At 39.6% G+C, this 23,281-nt stretch carries 20 protein-coding genes; 12 read left to right on the forward strand and 8 right to left on the reverse strand.

Annotated features, from left to right (window positions below; genetic code table 11):
* Window positions 1-445: 445 nt before the first annotated feature.
* Both FD724_RS31730 and FD724_RS31735 read right to left on the reverse strand, forming a co-directional pair.
* Window positions 446-1,021, reverse strand: a complete 576-nt coding sequence (locus tag FD724_RS31730) for a TMEM175 family protein (RefSeq protein ID WP_179075722.1) — start codon at window positions 1,019-1,021, stop codon at window positions 446-448.
* Window positions 1,022-1,206: 185 nt separating this feature from the next.
* Window positions 1,207-1,968 (reverse strand): DUF6748 domain-containing protein, encoded by a 762-nt coding sequence (locus FD724_RS31735; protein WP_179075723.1) that lies wholly within the window; start codon window positions 1,966-1,968, stop codon window positions 1,207-1,209.
* Between the two features lie 424 nt (window positions 1,969-2,392).
* Between FD724_RS31735 and FD724_RS31740 the strand changes: the two genes are divergently transcribed.
* The 11 genes from FD724_RS31740 to FD724_RS31790 all read left to right on the forward strand — a co-directional run bounded on the left by FD724_RS31740 (window position 2,393) and on the right by FD724_RS31790 (window position 17,167).
* Window positions 2,393-4,435, forward strand: coding sequence for a pentapeptide repeat-containing protein (locus FD724_RS31740; RefSeq protein ID WP_179075724.1), 2,043 nt, complete (start codon window positions 2,393-2,395; stop codon window positions 4,433-4,435).
* Between the two features lie 109 nt (window positions 4,436-4,544).
* Window positions 4,545-5,894, forward strand: coding sequence for a pentapeptide repeat-containing protein (locus FD724_RS31745; protein ID WP_256874637.1), 1,350 nt, complete (start codon window positions 4,545-4,547; stop codon window positions 5,892-5,894).
* Window positions 5,895-5,897: 3 nt separating this feature from the next.
* Window positions 5,898-8,015 carry an NACHT domain-containing NTPase gene (locus tag FD724_RS31750; RefSeq protein WP_179075725.1) on the forward strand — a complete coding sequence of 706 codons (2,118 nt, stop codon included), beginning with the start codon at window positions 5,898-5,900 and terminating at the stop codon, window positions 8,013-8,015.
* Between the two features lie 82 nt (window positions 8,016-8,097).
* Complete coding sequence (locus FD724_RS31755) at window positions 8,098-8,844, forward strand: hypothetical protein (RefSeq protein ID WP_094329332.1); 747 nt, start codon at window positions 8,098-8,100, stop codon at window positions 8,842-8,844.
* 158 nt (window positions 8,845-9,002) lie between these two features.
* The gene (locus FD724_RS31760) at window positions 9,003-11,585 is read left to right on the forward strand and encodes a tetratricopeptide repeat protein (RefSeq protein WP_179075726.1); all 2,583 of its coding nucleotides are present in this window, start codon (window positions 9,003-9,005) and stop codon (window positions 11,583-11,585) included.
* Window positions 11,557-11,745: a hypothetical protein gene (locus FD724_RS31765; RefSeq protein ID WP_179075727.1), complete on the forward strand. Its 189-nt coding sequence runs from the start codon at window positions 11,557-11,559 to the stop codon at window positions 11,743-11,745. The genes FD724_RS31760 and FD724_RS31765 overlap by 29 nt, the downstream gene beginning before the upstream one ends.
* A gap of 48 nt (window positions 11,746-11,793) precedes the next feature.
* The gene (locus FD724_RS31770; protein WP_179075728.1) at window positions 11,794-12,567 is read left to right on the forward strand and encodes a hypothetical protein; all 774 of its coding nucleotides are present in this window, start codon (window positions 11,794-11,796) and stop codon (window positions 12,565-12,567) included.
* 35 nt (window positions 12,568-12,602) lie between these two features.
* Window positions 12,603-13,841, forward strand: coding sequence for a pentapeptide repeat-containing protein (locus FD724_RS31775; protein ID WP_179075729.1), 1,239 nt, complete (start codon window positions 12,603-12,605; stop codon window positions 13,839-13,841).
* Window positions 13,813-15,258, forward strand: a complete 1,446-nt coding sequence (locus FD724_RS31780) for an AAA-like domain-containing protein (protein WP_256874638.1) — start codon at window positions 13,813-13,815, stop codon at window positions 15,256-15,258. The genes FD724_RS31775 and FD724_RS31780 overlap by 29 nt, the downstream gene beginning before the upstream one ends.
* Window positions 15,259-15,265: 7 nt before the next feature.
* Window positions 15,266-15,862 (forward strand): AAA-like domain-containing protein, encoded by a 597-nt coding sequence (locus FD724_RS31785; RefSeq protein ID WP_179075730.1) that lies wholly within the window; start codon window positions 15,266-15,268, stop codon window positions 15,860-15,862.
* A gap of 36 nt (window positions 15,863-15,898) precedes the next feature.
* Window positions 15,899-17,167 (forward strand): AAA-like domain-containing protein, encoded by a 1,269-nt coding sequence (locus FD724_RS31790; RefSeq protein WP_179075731.1) that lies wholly within the window; start codon window positions 15,899-15,901, stop codon window positions 17,165-17,167.
* Between the two features lie 35 nt (window positions 17,168-17,202).
* Here FD724_RS31790 and FD724_RS31795 read toward each other — a convergent pair.
* A protein-coding gene (locus FD724_RS31795) for an IS630 family transposase (protein ID WP_256874324.1) occupies window positions 17,203-18,257 on the reverse strand; the annotation gives its coding sequence in 2 pieces (ribosomal slippage) (window positions 17,203-17,862 and window positions 17,865-18,257; 1,053 coding nt in all).
* 268 nt (window positions 18,258-18,525) lie between these two features.
* Between FD724_RS31795 and FD724_RS31800 the strand changes: the two genes are divergently transcribed.
* A complete protein-coding gene (locus FD724_RS31800) occupies window positions 18,526-19,005 on the forward strand; it encodes a GUN4 domain-containing protein (RefSeq protein ID WP_256874639.1) in 480 nt (159 codons plus the stop codon).
* A 220-nt stretch (window positions 19,006-19,225) separates the two neighbouring features.
* Here the strand turns inward: FD724_RS31800 and FD724_RS31805 are convergent, their stop codons facing one another.
* From FD724_RS31805 to FD724_RS31825, 5 genes are all read right to left on the reverse strand, one after another.
* A complete protein-coding gene (locus FD724_RS31805; RefSeq protein ID WP_179075733.1) occupies window positions 19,226-20,422 on the reverse strand; it encodes a hypothetical protein in 1,197 nt (398 codons plus the stop codon).
* 113 nt (window positions 20,423-20,535) lie between these two features.
* Window positions 20,536-20,694, reverse strand: coding sequence for a hypothetical protein (locus tag FD724_RS31810; protein WP_179075691.1), 159 nt, complete (start codon window positions 20,692-20,694; stop codon window positions 20,536-20,538).
* Entirely contained in the window at window positions 20,660-20,959 is a 300-nt protein-coding gene (locus tag FD724_RS31815) for a hypothetical protein (protein WP_179075692.1), read from the reverse strand. The genes FD724_RS31810 and FD724_RS31815 overlap by 35 nt, the downstream gene beginning before the upstream one ends.
* Window positions 20,960-21,004: 45 nt before the next feature.
* The gene (locus FD724_RS31820) at window positions 21,005-21,799 is read right to left on the reverse strand and encodes a class I SAM-dependent methyltransferase (protein WP_179075734.1); all 795 of its coding nucleotides are present in this window, start codon (window positions 21,797-21,799) and stop codon (window positions 21,005-21,007) included.
* A gap of 139 nt (window positions 21,800-21,938) precedes the next feature.
* On the reverse strand, window positions 21,939-23,147 hold the full coding sequence (locus FD724_RS31825) for a hypothetical protein (protein WP_179075735.1): 1,209 nt from the start codon (window positions 23,145-23,147) through the stop codon (window positions 21,939-21,941).
* Window positions 23,148-23,281: the final 134 nt, after the last annotated feature.

Raw genomic sequence — 23,281 nt, forward strand, 5'->3', positions numbered from 1 at the left:
TAATTGCTGCATAAGCTAATCGGCATTTAAGTTGCATAAAACCAGGGCTGAAGCCCTAACTACGAGTGAATCATTCGGGAAAAACGAATGATGATTATTAACTCTTGAACTTCTTGATGACTTGGCTGATTTCTCAACAAACTCAGCAGCTAAATAGAAAATTCTGATCTGCCATTATTTTTAACTCTATTGGGAATATACTTTACTTATTGACATGATGCGCCCGCCCTAGGGTGATCGCTACAACTATCATATTTTTGAAGGGAAAAACTATTGTTAAATTCATTGCTACCACCTCAAGCTGTCGCTGTTGGGCAGAAAACTGAAGTGCTTCATATTGAAATACAAACAGTTAGTTTGAAATCTATCAGTAAGAATTTCTGGCGGAATATTTGATTAAAAATACTATCAAACCTTAAACTGGTTTGGTAGTATTTTTTTCTCTCTAAGGTTTAAGCGTCCTTTCAATCCGGCGATCAGGGATAAGCCACATAATCGCGACTAAAACATACAATGCACAGCCAAACCACGGTTTTACAAAAGCAAGGGGAATTGCCGCCGCATAAATCAACACTGATATTTTGCCCTTAAAATCTCGACCAACAGCCTTGGCCAGCATTGAATCTCTACCGTGATGAGAAATTAAGGTACGACTCAGAATAAAGTATGCGATCGCCGCCATCAACAGAACCACACCATAAAAAGCAACAGGCAAAGCCGTAAAGTGGTTTTCGCCCATCCAAGCAGTAGCAAAGGGAATGAGGGATAACCAAAACAACAAATGCAAATTCGCCCAGAGAGTTCGCCCGTTCACTTGCTTGGCTACCTGTAGCAGGTGATGGTGGTTGTTCCAGTAGATTCCAACATTGACGAAACTTAAGATATAGCTCAAGAATATTGGCAATAATGGACGGAGTGCGCCTATATCGCCCCCATGAGGCACTTTCAATTCCAGCACCATGATGGTGATGATGATAGCGATTACACCATCGCTAAAGGCTTCTAATCTCCCCTTGAACATTGGTTTATACAGTTTCTCTGTTTCTGTAAATTATCGCGTTGGTAAAGATATAGCACGCATTTGGCTAGTAGTTCACCAACCCAATGAGAGCGGTATAGGTCGAGCAGGGGGAGAAAATTTCTCCCTCCCCAACCTGCCACCACGCAAAGTTGGGTTGCCAGACCACTACTTTACGGGGGCAACCTTTAGTTCGGTGCCACTCTCAGATAAAATTGTGTAGCCACAAACTTAGTATCTCTCTTGGTTGGATCTACGTTTTCTACTACCTCAGTTTTACCTACAGCAATCAAACCTTGACCAAAAATTTCGCTAGTTGCTGCGTCAAGTTGTTTTTGTGTTGCACCGGTTTGACTCAAATCGATTGACGAAACTTGAGCAGTCTTAGGTTTATTTAGAACCAGATTATCTGTGGAGAAGCAAGGAGTTGTGATGCAACGAATGCCATTGTCTTTTAGTGCCACAAAAGTACCTTTTGCCTGGGTATTTGTCGCAGCATAGAAGGCTTCTTTTACTCTCAAATTCCCAAACTCACCAAGTCCAGGAAATGTTACTGGAACGATGTTACCTCTGAGAATCACACGACTACCATCATCATTTTGAATTTTTATTAGTTCGTCAAGCGAGACTTTCATCGAACTCCAATCAATTGCAGACACATAACATTCGGAGCGAAAAACACCATCTAAGCAAGGAGTAGATTCCAAGTTGACTTGCTTTATAAAATACCCACCGCATACTGGAGAAGCACATTTGCGAAAATCTCTTCGCACCATGTAATATCCCCACTGTGGAAACTCTTGGTTTTTGACGCTGACAGCAACAGAATCAGTAGTCTCTGGAGCAGAAATATTTTGCGCCGATACTTTGGAGAAAAATCCGTTGGTAACTATTATTGCACCTAATAGAGGAATAATTGGGTATTTGTAGTTAAACGATTGTTTGTTCATGGTAACTTTAGATTTTATTTGAGGGTTCAATACCTTTGTTAAAAGCAGAGTTGACAAGATTTCTCGTAAAAACTGCCAAAATTACCTATACACAAGTTCAGAGTTGACAAGGTAAGTTGGAATACTATAACTCTTACACTACTGACAAGAGGTTAAAAAACCTTACAGGAAACCTTAAAGGAATTTTAAGGACTCATTGTTTTTGCCAACTTTGTCCCAGAACCGCCCGACTGTAAGCCCAATCTCTGCATTTAGCCAAAACTGCGATGGCGCGATCGCGCAACAACAGCAAAAGCCGACTCAATATTCTGCTTGTAGGCGATTGCTGAACACATAAACTTCAACAGAAATCTTGTGTTACAGTCCGTAAAAGCCCATACTGAAGCTGTATGTAATATAACCCCTCGCTTTTTTAAGGCTAGCCATGTCCCAAGACTTCTCTCGCCAGAATCTCAGAGGTCGTTCATTCAAAGGTCAAAACCTTGCTGGGGCAAACTTTAGCGGCGCAGATATCCGAGGAGCAGATTTTACTGGTGCAGAGCTAACAAGTGCAAACTTTAACCATGCTCAAGCTGGTTTGCAGCATCGATGGATAGTTGGATTGCTTATAACCTCATGTTTATTGTTAGCAATTTCAGGTATTTTTTCAGGATATAGTGCTTATTTTATAACACTTATACTTGATCGTAAAAATGCTGAAAATTTCAGTGCTGGACTAACTTCATTAATAGTAGTTACCATCTTTTTCTTTACGGTTATACGCAAAGGCTTATTACTAGGTTTAGGAGCAGGACTAGCATCTGGAATTATTATAGGGGCTATTATTGGAGTTACTACTAAAACAGGTTTTGGTGCTGTTATAGGTGTTGGGGTTATTACCGCATCTGTTACCGCAATCGGAGCTTTTGCTAAAGCCTTTGCTGTTGCCTTAGCAATGTCTGTTGCTGAATTTATTGGAGGGTTTATTGCTGTCATTGTTGCTATTGCCGCATCTTTTATCGCCGCAACCACTGTAGCTCAAGCTGGGTCTTTTGTAATAAATGGAAATATTCCTGGGTATGTTGCTGGAGCCATTGCTGTATTCAGCTCTTATATTGGCTGGTCTGCTTTTAAAAAATCTCAAGAAGATTCATGGATTAGTTCATTTGCAACTACCTTTGCAACTACAAGAGGCACAAGCTTTCGCAATGCTAACCTAACCAAAGCTAAATTTTGTCAAGCTCTGCTCAAAAGTACTGATCTGCGAAGCTCAATACTCATTGATACCTGTTGGCACAAAGCTAGAAAAATTAATGACATCCGTCCTGGTATAACTTATCTCAAGTATGAACAACTGCGTGAAGTGCTAGTTACAGGTCAGGGACAGGAAAAAATTTTTGACCGTCAAGACTTACGTGGAGTTAACCTCAAAGGAGCAAACCTAACAGATGCCAGCTTCATCGGTACAGAATTGAGCCATGCTAACCTACAAGAAGCAGATTTATCCAGAGCCAAGCTAGTACAAACCCAACTAAATGGTACTGACTTTACAGGCGCAACTCTCACAGGTGCATACATCGAAGATTGGAACATTACCACTAATACAAAATTTGATGGAGTTTGCTGTGAGTACGTTTATATGCGCCTGCCCACTACAGACAACCCCGACCCGCACCGTAAACCAGATAACAGGCACGAAGTGTTTGCTCCGGGTGAGTTTGGAGATTTTATCAAGCCAATCTTCGACACCCTCGACCTTTACCATAGCCAAGGTGTTGATCCAAGAGCGATCGCAATTTCCTTCAAGCAGTTAGCTGAGAATCATCCAGAAGCTGACTTACGAATTGTAGGAATGGAAGTACGAGGCGAAGATAAATTTTTGCTTCGTGCCAAAACCGCAGCTATGACTGATAAATCGGAACTGAGCGCAGAATATTTTGAAATTTATAATCAACTTAAAACATTAGCACAACAGGAATTACAAGCACTCATCTCAGAAAAAGACAGCAGAATTCGTAGCTTAGAGACTATGGTGGTTACGGCACTGCAAAGCCCTAAATTTTATGCTCAAACTTACAGTAATCAAGGAGATACTATGTCACAAAGTCCTAAAAAAGAATCTCACTTCAACTTACAAGGCGCTCAATTCGGTGGTGGTCTAGTCAATGCAGACACAGTAACCGCAGGACAAATCGGCGGCAACATCACCAACTACAACCCTGAGCAAAAGCAGAACCTTGCCCAAGCCGCAGCAGAGATTGAGCAGCTTCTCAACCAACTGAGCCAGACATACCCCACTGCAACGACATCGGAGAAAATGACAGTTGTGGCTAAGGCAGTGGATGAGATTGAGAGTAACCCAACATTGAAAGCACGGGTTATTGGTGCATTGAAGGCTGGGGGAACGGAAGCTTTTAAAGAACTAATCGACCATCCTGTAGTGAATATACTGCTGGCATCAATCGACGGGTGGCAGGATGCGGAGTAGTTTGTTGGTTTGTAGGTGAGTAGCAGCGTTAGCTGATGCTCTACTGTTTACTATTTTTTTATTAAAAAAAAACAGTAAGAGGCGATTCCTTTCCTAAAAAATAATGCAAGTGGTTAACCTTAATTTTGCTAAACAGGATTTAAGAAATCGCTCCTTCAAAGGTCAAGACCTTACAGGAGCAGACTTTAGCGGCTGTAATATTCAAGGTTGTGATTTTACTTCGGCAACCTTAGTAAAAGCTAATTTTGAAAAAGCTATAGGAGGACAGACTTCTAAACAAATTATAAACTTTGCTATAAAAAATACAATATTGTTCATATTCTTAATTGTTGATAGTGCTGATTTTGCACGGAGTTGGCAAAAAGCCATCATTGATAACAGTTATACTCAAATTAACGTTTTTGCATTAGGTATAAACTCTGTAATTTGGTTTGTAATTTTTGGTTTTGTTTCAATAAACTTTTTTAAAAGTTTGAGAAGCTCATTAAGTGGAACTTACTTCAATAAAACAAATTTAACTAATGCAAAGTTTACTGATGCAGTTTTGAAAAAAACTGATTTTTCAGATGCACAATTATTTTATGTTGATTGGCAAGGTGCAAATATATCTGAGTCCAAATTTTCTATTGATTCTAAAGTTATAGAATTGTGCGCCAGTCGAAATGGCAAAGGAAAGGATTATAGTTATACCAACCTTAGTAACCTTAATTTAATAAGTGTAGATTTAAGTAATGCTAATTTAAGCGGAGCAGATATCAGTAGAACTTTGTTACATAAAGCTCATCTTGAAAATGCAAATTTATCCGAAGTGCAATCATTAGCCACAGACTTTGCTGAAGCAAGTCTAACTGGAGCTTGTATTAAAAATTGGGGGATTAGTCCTGAGACGAATTTTAAAGATGTTCAATGCGATTACGTCTACCTTGAATTAGCTCATCAAGAAAGAAGACCGCATAGTGGATATTTTAAAACAGGCGAGTTTAATGATGTATTTCAAAAAACTTTCGAGACAGTTGATCTGTTTTTCCGTAACGGTATCGACTGGGACGCTTTCGCCTACTCCTTCAAAAAATTAGAAGTTGAGAACCAAGGCGCACAATTGGATGTCCAAAGCATTGAGAAGAAAGGCGATGGCGTTATTTTAGTTAGAGTAGCTGTTGCCCCTAATGCAGACAAAGCTAAAATCCACAACGACTTCATGCAGGGGTATGAATTTGCGGTTAAAGCATTAGAAGCACAGTACCAAGCAAGACTGGAAGATCAGGATAAAGTAATCAATCAGCTATTCTCCACAATAAACCTGCAAAATAAGTTACTAGCTCAGACTGGTGATAAACTTTCCATTTACTACCAACCAAACTCGCAGTTTGCAGGTGGCATAGTGGATGCTATTAACGTTGATGCACAGCAAATTGGTGGTAACATTCAAAACAATAACACTGAAGACATCTCAAGCTGACCCATGCCGGACTCCCAAGACCAAAACCAAGTCAACAACAATGACTTACGCAATGCCCAGTTTGGTGGTGGGTTTATCAATGCTGAGAATGTTAATGCAGGGAGAATCGGCGGAGACATCTGGAATATTTTCTTTGGGCAGCAGACAACACCAGTAGGCAACCCTGCTCGACCAAAGAACGAGCGCATACTACTTGCCGCAGTTAAGGAAGAAGTGACCTTACGGTTAAGGCAATCTCTACACAATGCCGTGCTGATTAATCTAGGGAAAGAATCACAACCGCAACAGGTAAAACGCCCTTGGGATGCTGAGATAAAAATTGGCTTAAAGCCTGCTGTTCTTCTCCCAGATACCACAACAATTTTATCAGTTTTTGACTCCCAGGAAATTGCAGGTAAACTATTAATTTTAGGTGCGCCAGGGGCAGGTAAGACGACTACACAATTAGAACTGGCTCAAGCTTTAGTTATCCGTGCAGAAGAACAACCTGATTACTTCGTTCCTGTTTTATTCAACTTGTCTTCTTGGAAAGATGACCGACAATCTATAGCTGATTGGTTAGTGGCAGAACTTAAATCTAAATATGGTGTTTCAGCAAAACTTGGTAAAGAGTGGATAGACAGCCAAAAATTACTACTATTGCTTGATGGTTTAGATGAGCTTGGGCCAGTATGGCAAGAACCTTGCATTAGAGCAATTAATAAATTGCTACAGGGAGAATGTCGCCCTCAGTTTATAGTAGTGTGTAGCCGCACCGAAGAGTATACTAGCTATAAAACTCGCCTTAAACTTAATGGGACTGTATGCTTACAGCCTCTAACTACCAATCAAATTTACACGTATCTTGTTGAGGTTAATCATGCAGATTTACACGTTTTAATTAGCAAACAACCAGATTTATTAGAATTAATTAAGATTCCTCTGTTGCTAAGTATTGTTGTCTTAGCTTACCAAGAGATATTTATAAATTCATGGGAAAATATGACGGAGGAACGTTGGAATAGCATGACTGCCGAAGCCTGGGATAAAATGCAATCCATCGATTCTTTCAATCTTCAATATTTACTAATATCGTATATCCGCCGGATGCTAGCATGGGATATTGATAGCAAGGTATATACTAATCAGAAATTCCCTACAACTCAACAAACTAAATTATGGCTTACTTGGTTAGCTCAACAATTAGACAGAGAAGCACAAACAGAGTTTCTTTCAGAGAGTATTCAGCCTACTTGCTTAAATAAAGATATCCAAAAATGGGTATGTCGCATCATATTTATGCTAAATATTTGGCTAACTTCAGGGGTGATTGGTTTTGTATTTGGAAGTATAAGTTTTGGCTTTTTTAAGGGTATAGCGTTAGGATTATTTTTTGCTTTTATAGTTACTTTTAATCTAATCTCTTCATCTTTCTCTAATTTTATTTTTACTAAATACAACAGCAACACTTACAATTTAGGCAAAGTTAGACAAAGAGTATTAGATTATTCGTCAGTTTTATTAAGAGATAGTTTTAGATTTAATATTGATGAACCTATTTCACCGATAGGATATGTACATTGGTCATTTAAAAAAGTATTCAACATATTGCTAATTAATTTAGGGCAAGGAGTTTTAATTTGTTGCTTTTTAATTTCTGCTTTTCAGCAAACCGTAATCGGTGGATTGATTTTCGTTTCTGTTTTTATCATAGTTAATCTATTGATTTCAGGTTCGGGGATATTTGAGAAACCAGATATAGAAAATAAAACAGTCTTCAATCAAAGCGTTAAGCAATCAATAAGAATTTCTGGATTAGTTGCTGTTTTTACTTGCCTCAGCTTTATGATTCTTTTTTGGATTAATAGAATTTGGAAAACTACCACTATAACTGAATTGTTCCTAATTTTTGGCTTACTACTCGGTATATTTCGCTGGCAAGCTACTGGTGGATTATTTTGCATTCAACACTTCTCTTTACGTCTCGTTCTGTACTTCAACGGCTACATTCCCTGGAACTACTCCCGCTTCCTCGACTACTGTACCGAGCGTATGTTACTCCAGCGTGTCGGCGGTCGCTACCGCTTCATCCACAAACTGCTGCAAGACCACTTCGCCCAAATGGAGTTTAGGCGGGATTGAGCCAGATTTTGCACCTGTTGACGTACAAGGTATTGGTGATTATATTGACAATGATAACGCTTAAAACTGCCTAAACTGAACTATGTCAGACTCAGAAGAATTAAATCAAGTCATCAATAACGACTTACCTAACTCTCAGTTTGGTGGTGGTTTAATTAATGCTGAGTCTGTAAATGCTGAAAAAATTGGTGGAGATATCTACAATATTTACCTTGAAAAGCAGCAGGAGGCATCAGATAGTCCAGCCCCATCACCAAATCAACAGCAGCGATCGCAATCCCAAAGAGATGTACTAGAAAAAACTTACACAATCCAAAGCCAGAAAGTAGCTAGTATAAGAAACGCATGGGTAATTGAGACAGATCCATCCCGCAAGTTTCAATATGAACAACAGCTTCAGGAAGAAGAACGCATACTCAAGGAGCTTGGTAAAAAGCTAGATGCAATTGAACAACAGTTACAAGCTACAAGAAATTATACACAAGGACATGAGCATAATCAAAAATTAACTAAGGAAGCAGATTCTTATTTTGAGCCGCCAGAACCGGATAACGAAAATACTTCTACTGATATTACTGCAAATATGATCGAGAAACTGAAAAAATTGAAACCTGAAGCAGTTGTCAATTCTTGTAGTACTCATCAAGAGGCACTTTCATTAGTTAATGATTTGTGGTTTGAAGGAACGAAAATAGCTAAGAAAGGACGACTTTCAGAAGCTGTCTTTTTACTCGAATTTGGTATTGCTATAGCTAAGATTCTTGACAATATTGTTTTATGGTTAGCAATCGACAAAGATTTAGAATTTATAAAAGCTAAAATACATTAGCAAAACTTTAGGCAAGGATGAAAAAAATTAACTTAAAATAGCGTTCAATTCATTATAAATGTAATTTACATCTGGCAAAGGGGATACAAACACTGTTGACGGAAAAATAGGTAATAAGCATTTATAACAATCACTCTCAACCCACTAACCCCAACGTCATGCCGGACTCCCAAGACCCAAAGGAAGCCAACAACAATGACTTACGCAATGCCCAATTTGCTGGAGGCTTTGTTAATGCTGACAAGGTGATTGCTGGGCAGATTGGCGGTGATGTCTACAATATTAATATCGATTTTAATCAGCAGATACCAACAGAAGTCAAAAATATTGTTGACCGAATAGAACCAATATTAGAACGGCTTCAAGAAATTCATCAACCAGAATCACCAGGGGTAGTTAAAGCTGGAAATCCCGGTAAGAGCTTGGCTTACTGGCAAGGAAGAGAATCAGAAATTACCCAAATACAGCAATTGTTGACTGATGAAAACACCTTCTTAATCGGCATAGAAGGCATCGGTGGCATAGGTAAATCCATGCTGGCGGCGAAGATTTATAATCAAATTGCAGGTTTTCCCAAACGATTTTGGGCTAACGTCAGTAATGGCGCAAGTTTTACCGACTTAGCCAGACAAGTATTAACCGAATTTGGCTTCCGAGTTCCAGAACAAGAAACGCAGTTAGTGGAAGCCTTAGTTAAGTGCTTGCGCTCTGAGCAATTTTTACTCATCATTGACAACCTAGAAAGCGTATTACAACGTAATAGGCAATGGGGAAGCCTATTTTACGGAGACTTTTTCCAAGCATGGGTGGAATTTGGTGGTAATAGTAAAGTGTTAGTCACTACCAGAGAAAGACCAGAATTAAAAGGCTTTGAGTGGCTACTTTTGAGGGGTTTAAAAGTAAAGGAAGGAGTAGCCTTGTTAACTGCATTAGGCATTCGCGGAGATTTAGCAGAGTTTGTCGAATTAGTAGATGGACATCCTCTACTGTTGAGATTAGTCGCCGACTTATTAAAACAAGAATATGCCAAAGATCCCGATTTAAAAAGATTAGCAGGCTTGGGTTTAGGGAATTTGCGGCAGTTGTTAACAGATCCCAAAGTGAAAGGTGTGCATCGTAGGGAAAATGTCGGGATCGTTTTGGTGTTGGATACCAGTTTTAATCGTTTGAATGAGTTACAAAAAGCGTTATTGCAGAATATTAGTGTTTATCGTGGTGTGTTTGACAGTGCCGCAGCAGTAGCTGTGTTGCCAGGAAATTTAGAACCAGAGATTGAAGAAGAATTACGGAATCTGGCGAAGCGTTCTTTATTGGAAGAAAAGCTGAATGGCAAGAGACGTTTTGAATTTCAGCCAGTGATTTTAGAATATGTGCGTTACAAAGCAGGCGAACAGACGGAAGCACATCAACGAGCTATTGATTACTATCGCTCAATTGCGAAACAAACACCTTGGACAACAAAAGATGATGTTCAAGAATACTTGGAAATCTTTCATCACTGTTATGAATTACAAGATTATAACTCTGCCTTTGATGCGCTTTGGGTTTGCAATGATTTTTTAAGCTTGCGGGGTTATTACATAGACAAAGTAGAATTATATGGGCAGTTGGTCAGTAATTGGGCAGAAATTGGAGATAAAGAAAATTGGAAATATGGGGCTTCTCTCACTTCATTAGGTAATGCTTACAAGTCTTTGGGAGAGTACCAGCAGGCGATTGAGTTCCACCAGCAGTCTTTAGCCATCGCTAGGAAAATTGGTGATCGTCAGTTGGAAGGTCAATCCTTAAACAATTTGGGTATTGCTCATAGATTGTTGGCGAAGTACCAAAGTGCAATGGAATTTCAGCAGCAGTCTTTGGAGATAACTAGAGAGATTGGCGATCGCAGCGAAGAGGCTAGAGCATTACGCGGTTTGGGCAATACTTGTAGCTTTCTGGGGCAGTATCAACGAGCAATTGAATTACAGAAGCAGTCTTTGGAGATAGCCAGAGAAATTGGTGATCGTCAAGGAGAAGGTAATTCCTTAAACAATTTAGGCAATGCTTTTGAGTGTATAGGTTATCACCAACAGGCAATTGAGTTCTACCATCAGTCCTTAGAGATAAAAAGGGAAATAGGCGATCGCAGTGGGGAAGCTAATACTTTAGGCAATTTGGGTAATATTTACTACAAGTTGGGGCAGTGTCAACGAGCGATTGAATTCTTACAGCAGTCTTTGAAGATAGTTAAGAAGATAAATAATCCGAAAAGCGAACATACTTTCTTAAATGATTTGGGTAATGCCTACTATAAACTGGGAGCATACCAACTAGCGATTGAGTTCCACCAGCAGTCGTTAGAGATAGCTAGAGAAATTGGTGATCGTCTATGGGAAAGTGCTTGTTTAAATAATTTGGGTAATTCTTACACTGATCTGGGGCAATACCAACTAGCGATTGAGTTTTTTCAGCAGTCTTTGCAAATCAAAAGAGATATAGGCGATATTCGAGGAAAAGCAAATGCCTGGTTTAATTTAGGTCGAGCGTTAGAAATGGTCAATCGAAAATTAGATGCACTGGATGCTTATCGTAATGCCCACAAACTGTATCAGACAATGGGATTAAATACTCCAGTAGTGCCAGATTGCAATTTTAAGATTCAATGTCTTTCTCAACCAAAAACGCCTTTAGGTATTTTGTACAGATTTTTTCAATTTTTAGTTTGGTTGTGGCGTGGGCTTCACTCTTGGTTTCGCCGCTAAACAAAATCATTTTATCAAACCCATCTTCGATACCCTCGACCTGTATCAAAACCAAGGGTTTGATCCAAGAGCGATCGCCATCTCGTTCAAGCAGCAGGGCGAACGCACGGGATTTCTGAAACCCTTGCTGGGCAAGGATCTTGATGAAAAAATAGGCTAAATTAAAAAACGCCAAAACCCTTGCTATTAAAGGATTCTTATACTTTAGATGCGTTTGCCCTGGTTCAAGCAGTTAGCCGAAAATCACCCCAAAGCAGATTTGCAGATTGTTGGGATGGAAGTGCGTGGTGAGGACAACTTTCTGCTCCGTGCCAAAACAGCGATCGCAGCCGATAAATCGCAACTGAGTGCAGAGTATTTTGCTACTTATAATCAGCTAAAAGCTTTGGCAGAACAAGAAGTTAAAGCACTCATCGCTGAGAAGGATGGCAGAATTGCTGATTTACAGAATATGGTAGTGACAGCACTACAACGCCCTAGCTTTTATTCAAATGTTGAACAGGTAGGTTTTATGACTAACAATCCCGGTGGCTTTTCAGTTGGTGGTTCAGTTGATGGCGATATTAACAATGTCCAGGGTGACAACAACCAACAAAGGGTAAGTAATAAAAGTTCTAGTTTTAACTTACAAGGCGCTCAATTTGCAGGCGGTCTAGTAAATGCTGACACCGTAACCGCAGACCAAATCGGCGGCAACATCACCAACTACAACCCTGAACAAAAGCAGAACCTCGCCCAAGCCGCAGCAGACATTCAGCAGCTTCTCAACCAATTGGGGCAGACTTACCCTACTAACACTCCACTAGAAAAACAGATAGCGGTGACAGAAGCGCTCAAGCAAATTGATAGTAATCCTACTTTGAAAGCGCGGGTAATTGGGGCGTTGAAATCTGGTGGAACTGAGGCATTGAAGGAATTAGTGGATCATCCTCTTGTTAACATACTTTTGGCAACTTTAGAAGGCTGGCAGGATGCTGAGTAGTTTACTTGAGAGATAAGTAGAGAGGTTAGCTGGTAATGGCGAATGAAGAATATCTGGCAATACTTAAGCAAGGAGTTGAGGTTTGGAATGAATGGAGGAAGAATAACCAAGGAATTACCCCTGTTCTCAATGAGAGCGACTTGAGTAAATTACTTCTCTGTGAAGTTAACCTCACTAACATTAATCTTACTAAAGCTGACCTAAGCGGAGCTAATCTGAGTGAAGCTAACCTCAGTATGGCTAACCTCAGTATGGCTAATCTCTGTGAAGCTAATCTCACTATGGCTAATCTAAATAAAGCTAACCTCAGTGGGGCTAATCTAAGCAAAGCTAACCTCAGTATGGCTAATCTTAGTGAAGCTAACGTTACTGAAGCTAATTTCAGTAATGCTAAAGTCTTTCAAGCTAACCTTAGTGAAACTAATCTTTTTGAAGCTAACTTAGATAAAGTAGACTTGAGTAAAGCCATTTTTAATGGAGCTACTGCACATTATTCTCCTCCAATTTGGGACACTCCTATAGGAGCTACCGTTTCATTTAAAACTGCAAAAGAATTTTTAGATATATTTTCTTTTTCGGGAAATAAAACTGAGCTTAATAAAGTAAACAAGAGTTTATTTACATTTAATGAAAATCTTATACCAGGAATTATTCTCTATACAGAAGAAGATAATAAATTATCACACTATATTAAAGATAATTTTGAATCTCTAGATAAATTGACTGGAGATTGGTGTACTATTTTCCTTCTGGAGCGTCCACCATTAGGATGGGAGAAATCTCATTTATATTGGAAAGAGATATTTGAAGATGAGTTGTATGAAAAATTTAAGTTTTTAAATTTTTTAAAAAATCGGAAATACCAAAAATCAGAAGTTTATGATTTAGCAAGAAAACTTAAAATAGATATTAATAACTTACCATGTCTTGTTTTACTAAATCCTAAAAATATGTTATGTAAATCTGATAATGAATATGCTTCAATAGAAAAAATAGTATTTCGCATCAAAGAAGTATCGCCAGAGTATTTCCGTGACTTATTCTTTAATCTTGAAACTCAAGCTATTAATTCCCAATCGACTTTTGAGAATATAAAACTTAATTTTCCAAAAATCACAAAAATGTTAAAAAAGTATTCGGAATTAGAACAAGAAGCAAGAAACAAAACTTCAAATTACTATATTGCTAACTCCCAGTTTGCAGGTGGCATAGTAGATGCTAACAATGTTGATGCAGACCAGATAGGTGGTAACATTCAGAACAACGACGCTTAAGAACGCTCAAGTCAAACCCATGCCGGATTCAGAAGACCCAAAGCAAGTCAGCAACGACTTACGCAATTCCCAGTTTGGCGGTGGGTTGATTAATGCTGGCACAGTAAACGCTGGGCGAATTGGCGGCGACATCTACAACATTCACCTTGGGCAGCAGACGGTGGCATCAGATAATTCAGTCCAATCGCAGAATCAACGCCAGCGATCGCAGTCCGAAAAAGACTCACTCGAAAAAGCTTACACCCTCCAAAGCCAGAAAGTTACAAATCTGCGAACAGCGTTAGTAATTGAAACCGATGTATCTCGCAAGTTCCAATATGAACACCAGCTTCAGTCAGAGGAGCGCATACTGAATGAGCTTGGTAATAAGTTGGATGCAATTGAACAACAGTTGCAAGCGGCTAATAATTCTGGGTTAGCGGCAGACACAACAATATATATTGAAAGACCACCTATTGAAGATAAATGCTATAAAGCAATTGTGCAACCAGGGGCATTGATTCGTCTCAAAGCCCCGCAGAGAATGGGTAAAACATTACTGCTGGAGAAAACCCTAGACTATGCAAGACACCAGGGTTATCAAACTGCGAAAATAGATTTACAACTGGCTGATATTGATGTTCTGGCTAACTTAAAAACATTTCTGCAATGGTTATGTGTTGATGTTGCTGACAGTCTGGAGCTAGAACCCCAACTAGAAAAACATTGGCAAGAGGTTTTTGGGCTGAATAAAAACTGTACCCGTTATTTTCAAAAATATTTATTATCACTTACTGATACTCCCTTAGTTTTAGCTATAGATAACTTTGAGAGACTGTTTGAATATCCAGAGATTTTCCCTCAATTCTGCTTGTTACTACGGGGATGGTATGAGGCAGCGAAACAAGGAGACAAGATTGGTAATATCTGGAAGAAGCTGCGGTTAGTAGTAGTTCATTCAACTGAATCTTACCCTTCCTTAGACAGTAATCATTCCCCGTTTAATGTGGGATTGGCAATTGACTTACCTGAATTTAATCTGCAACAAGTAACAGACCTCGCCAAGCAGAATGAGTTAAGGCTGGGGGAGCAGAGGTTAACTAGGTTGATGGAGTTGCTAGGGGGGCATCCTTACTTGGTACAATCTGCGATTGCCCATCTCAAAAGCCAGCAAGTGACCTTAGAAGAATTGTTAAGACTTGCACCAACAGAGCAAGGAATCTTCAGTGACCACTTGCGACAACAACTGTGGCATTTACAACATAATCCTCAGTTAGAGTTAGGGTATAAAAAAGTAGTGAGGGCAAATGCACCTGTCAGGCTAGATACTGAAGTTGTGTTTAAATTGCATAGCTTGGGGTTAGTAAAACTTGTTAGTAATGATTGCGTTCCTAGTTGTGATTTGTATCGTCAGTACTTCTCAACTCGTTTGGAGTAGGTAAATTGTGGTTGACCAATACATATTCTCTGGAAGTCTACCTGAAAATGCCAGCACCTACGTCATACGAGAAGCTGATGCACAGTTATATGAAGGGCTGAAGGCGCGAAAGTTTTGTTACGTACTGAATTCCAGACAGAGTGGAAAATCCAGCTTGCGTGTGCGAACCATGCAGCGATTAAGAGATGATGGCGTACAGTGTGCAGCCGTTGACCTTTCTGCTGGAGGTATTCAGAATGTCCCTCCCGAACAATGGTATGCAGATTTAATTGACACACTCATTGATAGTTTTGGATTAGATTTAGATTTTGGTGATTGGTGGGAGGCTAATCAGTTAAATTCGCTAGTTACAAGATTTCGCAAGTTTTTGGAAGAAGTATTACTTGTTGAAGTTCAAGAGAGTATCGTTATTTTTATTGATGAAATCGATAGCGTACTCAGTCTAAAATTTCCCACAGATGACTTTTTTGCATTGATTCGTGCTTGTTATAACAAACGAGTTGATAACCCAGAATTATTACGTCTCACTTTTTGTTTGTTAGGGGTTGCATCACCAGGGCGAACGCACGGGATTTCTGAAACCCTTGCTGGGCAAGGATCTTGATGAAAAAATAGGCTAAATTAAAAAACGCCAAAACCCTTGCTATTAAAGGATTCTTATACTTTAGATGCGTTTGCCCTGGTTGCATCACCTAGCAATTTGATTGAAGATAAACAGCGTACCCCGTTTAACATTGGTAAAGCTATCTCCCTTAAGGGTTTTCAATTACATGAGGCTGAACCATTAGAGAAGGGTTTGCAGGGAAAGTTTAATAATCCTCAAGCAGTAATACAAGAAATATTGCAGTGGACGGGAGGCCAACCATTTTTAACTCAAAAACTGTGTCAGTTCATGGTTGAAGAATCTGAGCAACAAACTCCTCGTTCAGTAGAGCAAGTTGTCAGGTTGCGAATTATTGAAAACTGGGAATCACAGGATGAACCTGAGCATTTACGGACGATTCAAGCCAGGATTTTGCGGGATGAACAACGGGCAGGGTACTTACTAGAACTGTACCAGCAAGTCAGGCTGAGTGAAGAACAATCCGAGGTAACAGCAGACGAGACATTAGAGCAAAGCGAGTTGCAGCTTTCGGGATTAGTTATTAGGCAGCAAGGTAAGCTAAGAATTTATAACCAAATTTATCGAGAAATATTTGACTTCAATTGGATTGAAAACCAACTAAACAACCTGCGTCCCTATTCTGAGAATTTTCGCTTTTGGGTGGCTTCTGGTGGAACTGATGAATCGCGGTTGCTGCGAGGCAATGCGTTACAAGAAGCAGAACAATGGGCAAGAGATAAGAATTTAAGTTATCAGGATAAACAGTTTTTAGCAGCTAGTAAGGAAAAAGAAATACTCAGCGAGGTAAATAAAAAAGCTCAACAACGAATTATTATTGGAGCATTGATTTTAATTGTAACATTAGTAGGTTCTACAATTGTAGGAATATCTGCTAGAAAACAACTGGATGAAACTCACGATGAAGTTGAAGCTGTTCAAAATTTAAACAAACTAGCTGGTGAATTACAAAAAAATAATACTTCTCGTTCTGGAGGCATTACTTTTGATTCAAATGAATCTCTAAGGCTGTCCGCCTTATCTTTCAACGTTAGTAATCATCAACTTAAACAAGCACTAGTATTTTCTACTAGTTCACAAGCACATCAACAGTTAAAAAATCTGAAAGAGGCAGAATCAGAAATTCATCAAAGTCAGAATTTATTAACTGAAGCTGATCAGAAGGTTTTAGAATCTAGCCAAGGTTTACAAGTTCAAGTATTAGTCCAGAAAGCTCAAGGTGATTTACTAGCCCACAATAAAAAAACTCACGAAGCTATAGAATCTTATAAAAAAGCATTTAAGTAGGTAGGTGGGAAAATTTACAACTATGTAACGAAAGTTTAACCAGAGCCATTAGAGCCAAATTTAATACGTTTTGTACTGTGGTTGCCTTTTTCTCCCCTAGCTTTAACGCCATCAATCACCGCGTAAGCAAGGTCTAACTCATCATCAAATATTTGCCCACATAATTCATCTTTTTTCAGGTGCTGCCACTCCAATTCAATTGGATTCATCTCGGAGCAGTATGCAGGCAAAAAGAAGATGTACAAACCCATCTGTTCCCACTTTAACCATAGTTTTTGCACTTCAAGACATCGGTGTATCGGTCCGTTATCCTGCACAATTACCCTAGTGCGCCCGGTTTTTTGAGCTTCCGTCGCTTCAATTTCCATCATTTGAATGTAAGATTTACGACTAACACCACCAATAACTAGACCGTAAATAAAGCTGATTAAAGGTTGAAGAAACCCGATAATACTTAATCTCCGACCACGACGCTTGGTTTGCTCTAAGCGTTTTTGCTCACCTCTAAAGTAATAGGTGTAACCTGGTTCACTCCACACACAGAATCCTGATTCATCTAGATACTTTAGGTCTATTTCTCCGGTAGCTGCGGATAATTCCAACATATCTAGGTCTGCTTGTTTCTTCGCTCTGACTACGGGGTCTTGTTTTCTCTTGTGGCTCTTCTTGGCTCGCTTCCAATAGACCCCCTTTTTTTGAGTACCCGTCTTAATCTGTCGGGACTCAATTTTATGTGGCGCTCGCTTTCTAATTTCCGGGAGAGTTGAAAACTATTGTATGTACGTGGTTCTTCTCTGAGGCATTTTTCCAACAATACTATGTCCTCCTCCTTCCACTTCGGTTTTCCTCCTCGACCTGGTAATTCCCAAAGCCCTTCTATACCTAACTTCTGCCATTTATGTAAGACTTCTCTTACTGTTTGAACACTCCAGTCAAAGTGAGCAGCTATTTTTTCTACGTACCAACCATGCGCGTTTAATCTGATTGCCTCTGCTCGATCTTTAACTTTCTGTGGTACATCCACAGTTCTCAGGTTTAACAGGGTTTGGTCTTGCTCACGCGTGAGGAATACCCTTAAGCGAGCGCCCATAACATTTGTTACCTCTGTAAGTACATTTTCCGTATTTATTTATCTTAATATAGTTGGGTTTTTTCCCACCCACCTACTTAATATTTTAAAGTATCATCCTAATAAAACTGATTTTACCAAAGACAATCAGTTGCTCACGGGCGAGAATATTGAATTAGTTTATCGGAGTTTAAGAGAGCTAAACCCTAAAAACAAAGAAGTCGAGTTAGCACTAACGCAACATTTATATGCTCAACTTAAGTATTTTTTGAATACTAAAAATTGGGAAGTGGCAGATGAGCAAACATCTCGACTTATGCTCAATATTGCTAAAAGGGAAGAACAAGGAGATTTAGAGTATGACGATATCAAGAGTTTTTCTTGTCCAGACCTGCAAAGAATAGACCAGCTTTGGGTTAATGCAGACAACCGTTTTGGCTTTAGTGTGCAAAAGAAAATATGGATCAGCACTGGGAATAGGTTGGGTATAGAACTAGGAGAATGGACTGACAAAGATTATGAAAATTATTTTCGGTTTGCCGAAGCAGTTGGATGGTATGACGAAAAACTCAACATCAACGAAAAACATAGTCGCGGTTTTCTGGATAACAAGGATCTAATAAAGCATATAAAAGAAAACTCAGGCTATGGTAAGGGAGGACTACCCCACCAACAAACAAGTCTTCTCTTCTTCGCAGATAGACATTTAAAAAGTAGTACGATATCAGATCATATAATATTCCTCGCTTTCTCACGCTGCAACTTGTAAGAGATTTCCAGAAAATAAATTTATCAAGTTCACCAATGACAAAGAAATCACGGTAGATACTGTGTGGCGTTGGGAGTGGGATCGGCTTCTGAAATATGCCACTAATCAATAGCATCAGCTATCGATTTCTGAATTAGATAACGCCGCATTATTTCTACTAATTTCATAGTCTCGCCCTCGGTGTGTACACAACTTCACTAAACATAGCAATCACAATGTATTAGTCAAGTTTCTGTCTGGAATTTCGACACGGAGTTAATAATGATTTTTGAAAGTCCCAACCTAATTCCAATCTTTCTCGAAGCGTTCCTCGTTTAACCCTACATCGTGGATCTTTAGCCCATTGGCTCAAGCTTTTTGTTTCACCAGCATAGGTGTACAGTCTAGATACTCGACGATTATTGACTTGTTCTTCTCTTTTAATAAGTCTACAATTTTGGGGTAAATAAGACTCATTAACATTAATCCTGTCAATACTCCAACCTTGATAATCGTGATAGCCTTGCTTAATTGCCCAATTCTTAAACTCTTCAAAGCTATCATTCCATTCTTGACAAATTTTTATACCTCTACCGCCATAATTTTTATATGCGTGATTATTAGGGTTAGAACACCTCTGCTTAATACTATCCCATATTCGATATAAAGGTGCTTTGGGATGTTCGGTTAAATTATTTATAATTTTCCCGTTGGATAAATAAATTTTATTTTCAATATAGTCAACTGATATTATTTTTATAGTTAATTTTTCTTGTACAGTAGGAGTTGTCAAAGCTTTGTAAAAAGGCCATTCATACTTAGTAACTCTTGCTTTTAAAGTCCCTAGCTTAACTTTACAACGTGGGTCTCTAGCCCATTCACTTAAATGTTTAGTTTCACCTTCATATTCAAAATACCTATTCCTTCTGGTATTGCAACTCTGTTCTTGTTGAGAAACCCAACGGCAATTTTCTGGGCAATATCCAAGATTATTATCAATCCTATCTATTGTTTTACTATCATCATACCCATTTTTAAGTGACCATTGTAGGAATATTTGAAAGCCATTATCCCATTCTTGGCATAAGGAAATACCCCGATCATAGTAGTCCTTCCTCTGACGATAACTTGGTTTACAGCGTGACTTCATACCTTTCCAAATTCGATATAGCCGTGATTCTTCACCTTTAATAGAATTTCCATGTTTTAATAAAGATGAAGAAAGTTGATCTGCCCTAAAACAACCACAGGAAGTGGATCTACCACTTATTAAATCTGGTCTTCTCACAAACTTAATCACATTGCATTGTTTAAAAGTGCATAAACACTCCCACAGTGTTACGCTACATTTAGCATATTTGACTGATTGCCCTTTTCTAATTATTTTCCAATAACCGAACTGTAAACCTGTTAAATCTCTTGGATAAGTTGTAGGCATAAGAAATTTTTGCCAGATAATTAATTACCAATAGAATAAATATTTTATCCAGTTTTGGAATTAGCTTATTTCATATTTTGTTAAAATCTTAAAATTAAGCTGTTTGCTACTTGCTACTCATCCCATTTCACCAGCACCCCATCCGCCGCCACAAGTCCCCACTGCGGACACTTCGCCACCAGCTTCTTGATCACGATCCTCAAACCAAGGTCATCAGCCCAACACTCCATCAAAAACTCATCCTCTGGATTTTCGCGGAACTGTTCTGCCATCTTCAATCACCGGACACCGCCGCATCATTTCCACCAGTGCCATAGCCTCCCCATCCGGCGTGTACACGACCTCACCCGACATCGCAATTACAACCCTGTTTTTCCTCGCCCACTCGAAGGGAGCGATCGCACCGGACTTGGGCTGTTGTGCTTCCGGTTTTCTGCCTTCTTTGCAAGCAGCGACAAACACAGTCTCTGTTGACTTGACCCCCTTACAAGCGCGGAGTGCCTCTTTTAAATACTCGGTACATTCGCCTAACACCACTTACCACTTGACTGTGCGCCCAATCTCTCAATTGAGCCGAAACTGTTATGCTTTACGAGCAACAACGTAGTAAATTAACTCCTCATGCCATACACCTTGCTCAGTTTCTAGTGCAGCGATTTCATCATCATAACTAGCTTTAATCTGGCAAATTTTTTCCGGTTTTAATTGACGTAACGGATTATCGATATGTAGCCAGAATTGCCCATTCCATCGGCTTTGTGCCTTTTCTAAGCTCAAATAAGTACCCATCTGCCGAGGATGAATTTCAATTTGGTTAAATTTAGCTTGAGTTAATACCTGTTGAATTCGCTCTGGTGTTCCTAATGGTTCGTGCAGATTTGGCAGTGTGATTCCATTTCTTGCACAAGCTTCTACAATAGACAATGCTAAATATGAATTTTCAGACGAGCAGGTAAATGTGATGAATCCACCGAACTTGAGACAACGATACCAATTTTCGAGAATTTTAGGAATGTTGGGAAAAAGCACGATGGCGTAAGAACAATAGATCGCATCAAACTTGTCTGGTTCAGGCTGATATGCTTCTGCATCAACTTCAATTAGCCTAACATTGGATAAGTTTTCGGCTTGAATTTTCTGTTGAGCAATCTTGAGTAGTTCTGTTGCGATATCAATTCCAATCACGGAACCACTTGTGTCAACTTTCTGAGCGGCTTTAAGCGCAATATTTCCCGTTCCCGTTGCAACATCTAAAACGGATTGCCCAGGACACGGAGTTGCGTAGTCAAAAAGTGCAATTGCACGATTGAGAGTGACATCATTATCATAATTGGTTCTAGCATTGTAAAAATCGATAATTTCCTGCTTATATGTCATAAATAGCAACAGCTTAGAATAACAAATGGCCAAATCTAATAAGCTGAAATTGCTAAATTTTCATCCTCTGCTTACTCTAGCCTTAAACTGTCCGCGCATCTGAATTGACTTGTCTAGCTTGTAGTTGACATAACACGCTCTACTCTTCCCGCTCAATCAACTCCCCATCCACACACCCAATCTCCCACTGCGGAAACTTCACCAGCAATTTCTTGATCACAATCTGCAAAGCCGGATCATCATTCCAACACTCCTGCAAGAAGTCAAAGCCTGGATTCTCCCCTGAATTCGCCGCTCGATTCAGTTTTTCCCTTCTTACAGGTCGCATATTTGACCGTGCAACTATCGCCTCATGTGACCATTTTTCAGCACTGGGGACAGGCACGGCGGAATTTTCACCCTCATCAACTGCTTTGATTTCTACACTCGAAACTGAGTTTTTAACCAACAACGAAGCAGAGGGGCGATTCGGTTCCATTTTCTGATCTGCGATCGCTGAAGTTGAAGATTTTTCAATTTTGGCAGGCGACGCGGCGGAACAAGTACCTTCATGACAGTCCCTCGCTTCAACGCTACAATCCTGCTTTTCAGCCAACAACGAAGCAGATTGACTTGGTGAATCATCCACAAGCGCCAGCGATGTACAGTCATTCGCCGTAGGCGAGTCTTCAAGTTCTGACGCGCTTTCAATACGTGAAGGCGACGCGCCCCTCAAGGGCGCATGAGCCGTCTCCTCAACTTGCAAAATCTCATTTAGCGTGTCAGAGACACAGTTCACGAACTCTTTTGAAGAGTTCGTGAACTGTTCCTGGGCAGTTCGTGAGGGTTCACATAACCCTTGCTCTGACTCACTTTGACCTAAAATAGATGCTTGATTTAAAGCACGTATTTCTTCACAGCCAGCATCTTTATCTGAAATCTCAGCATTTGGTTCTCGTTTTTGAGAATCTGGTTCTTGTTTTAGAGAATCTGATTGCTGATTTTCAGCATTGGCTTTCTCCCAAAACTCCTTCATCCGGCTACCATGCAAATTCTTCACCATCCAGCTAGCCGTTTCCCTGCCATCCTGAATAGACTTATCAGGCTTGAAAATGAACAGTCCACTTTCAGCGAGAATTTTCTTTGCAGAGATAAAAGTACTGTACCCCAAAGCTGAGGACAAAGGCATCCACCGAGAACCATAAGGGTCAGCCGTCCAGCACTCCTGCCACAATTGCGTAACTGAAGGCTTTTGTTGCGATGCCCATAACATATCTTCGATGGGAATAATGACATGAAGCCTTTTATATGGGGATTGTGGTTTACTAGCAGCCTTTTTGAGCTTGGGTTTTGTAATAGTTGCAGTCATCGTACAATCTCCTATTTATATTGACGCACGGAAATTTCCCCCACTGTGATGCAGGGTTTGGTTTGCTATTTATCGGTCTTAAAAGTTATCAGTACATTTGGCAGTACAACTAGCTACATTCTTATAATCGTGTT

It is taken from the genome of Nostoc sp. C057 (assembly GCF_013393925.1).
Classification (GTDB): Bacteria; Cyanobacteriota; Cyanobacteriia; order Cyanobacteriales; family Nostocaceae; genus Nostoc; species Nostoc muscorum_A.

What these genes read in the sequence shown, in the direction of transcription:
- FD724_RS31730 (WP_179075722.1), bottom strand. Translation starts at nt 1,021, where the DNA reads ATGTTCAAGGGGAGATTAGAAGCCTTTAGCGATGGTGTAATCGCTATC.
- FD724_RS31735 (WP_179075723.1), bottom strand. Translation starts at nt 1,968, where the DNA reads ATGAACAAACAATCGTTTAACTACAAATACCCAATTATTCCTCTATTA.
- FD724_RS31740 (WP_179075724.1), top strand. Translation starts at nt 2,393, where the DNA reads ATGTCCCAAGACTTCTCTCGCCAGAATCTCAGAGGTCGTTCATTCAAA.
- FD724_RS31750 (WP_179075725.1), top strand. Translation starts at nt 5,898, where the DNA reads ATGCCGGACTCCCAAGACCAAAACCAAGTCAACAACAATGACTTACGC.
- FD724_RS31755 (WP_094329332.1), top strand. Translation starts at nt 8,098, where the DNA reads ATGTCAGACTCAGAAGAATTAAATCAAGTCATCAATAACGACTTACCT.
- FD724_RS31760 (WP_179075726.1), top strand. Translation starts at nt 9,003, where the DNA reads ATGCCGGACTCCCAAGACCCAAAGGAAGCCAACAACAATGACTTACGC.
- FD724_RS31770 (WP_179075728.1), top strand. Translation starts at nt 11,794, where the DNA reads ATGCGTTTGCCCTGGTTCAAGCAGTTAGCCGAAAATCACCCCAAAGCA.
- FD724_RS31775 (WP_179075729.1), top strand. Translation starts at nt 12,603, where the DNA reads ATGGCGAATGAAGAATATCTGGCAATACTTAAGCAAGGAGTTGAGGTT.
- FD724_RS31805 (WP_179075733.1), bottom strand. Translation starts at nt 20,422, where the DNA reads ATGCCTACAACTTATCCAAGAGATTTAACAGGTTTACAGTTCGGTTAT.
- FD724_RS31810 (WP_179075691.1), bottom strand. Translation starts at nt 20,694, where the DNA reads ATGGCAGAACAGTTCCGCGAAAATCCAGAGGATGAGTTTTTGATGGAG.
- FD724_RS31820 (WP_179075734.1), bottom strand. Translation starts at nt 21,799, where the DNA reads ATGACATATAAGCAGGAAATTATCGATTTTTACAATGCTAGAACCAAT.
- FD724_RS31825 (WP_179075735.1), bottom strand. Translation starts at nt 23,147, where the DNA reads ATGACTGCAACTATTACAAAACCCAAGCTCAAAAAGGCTGCTAGTAAA.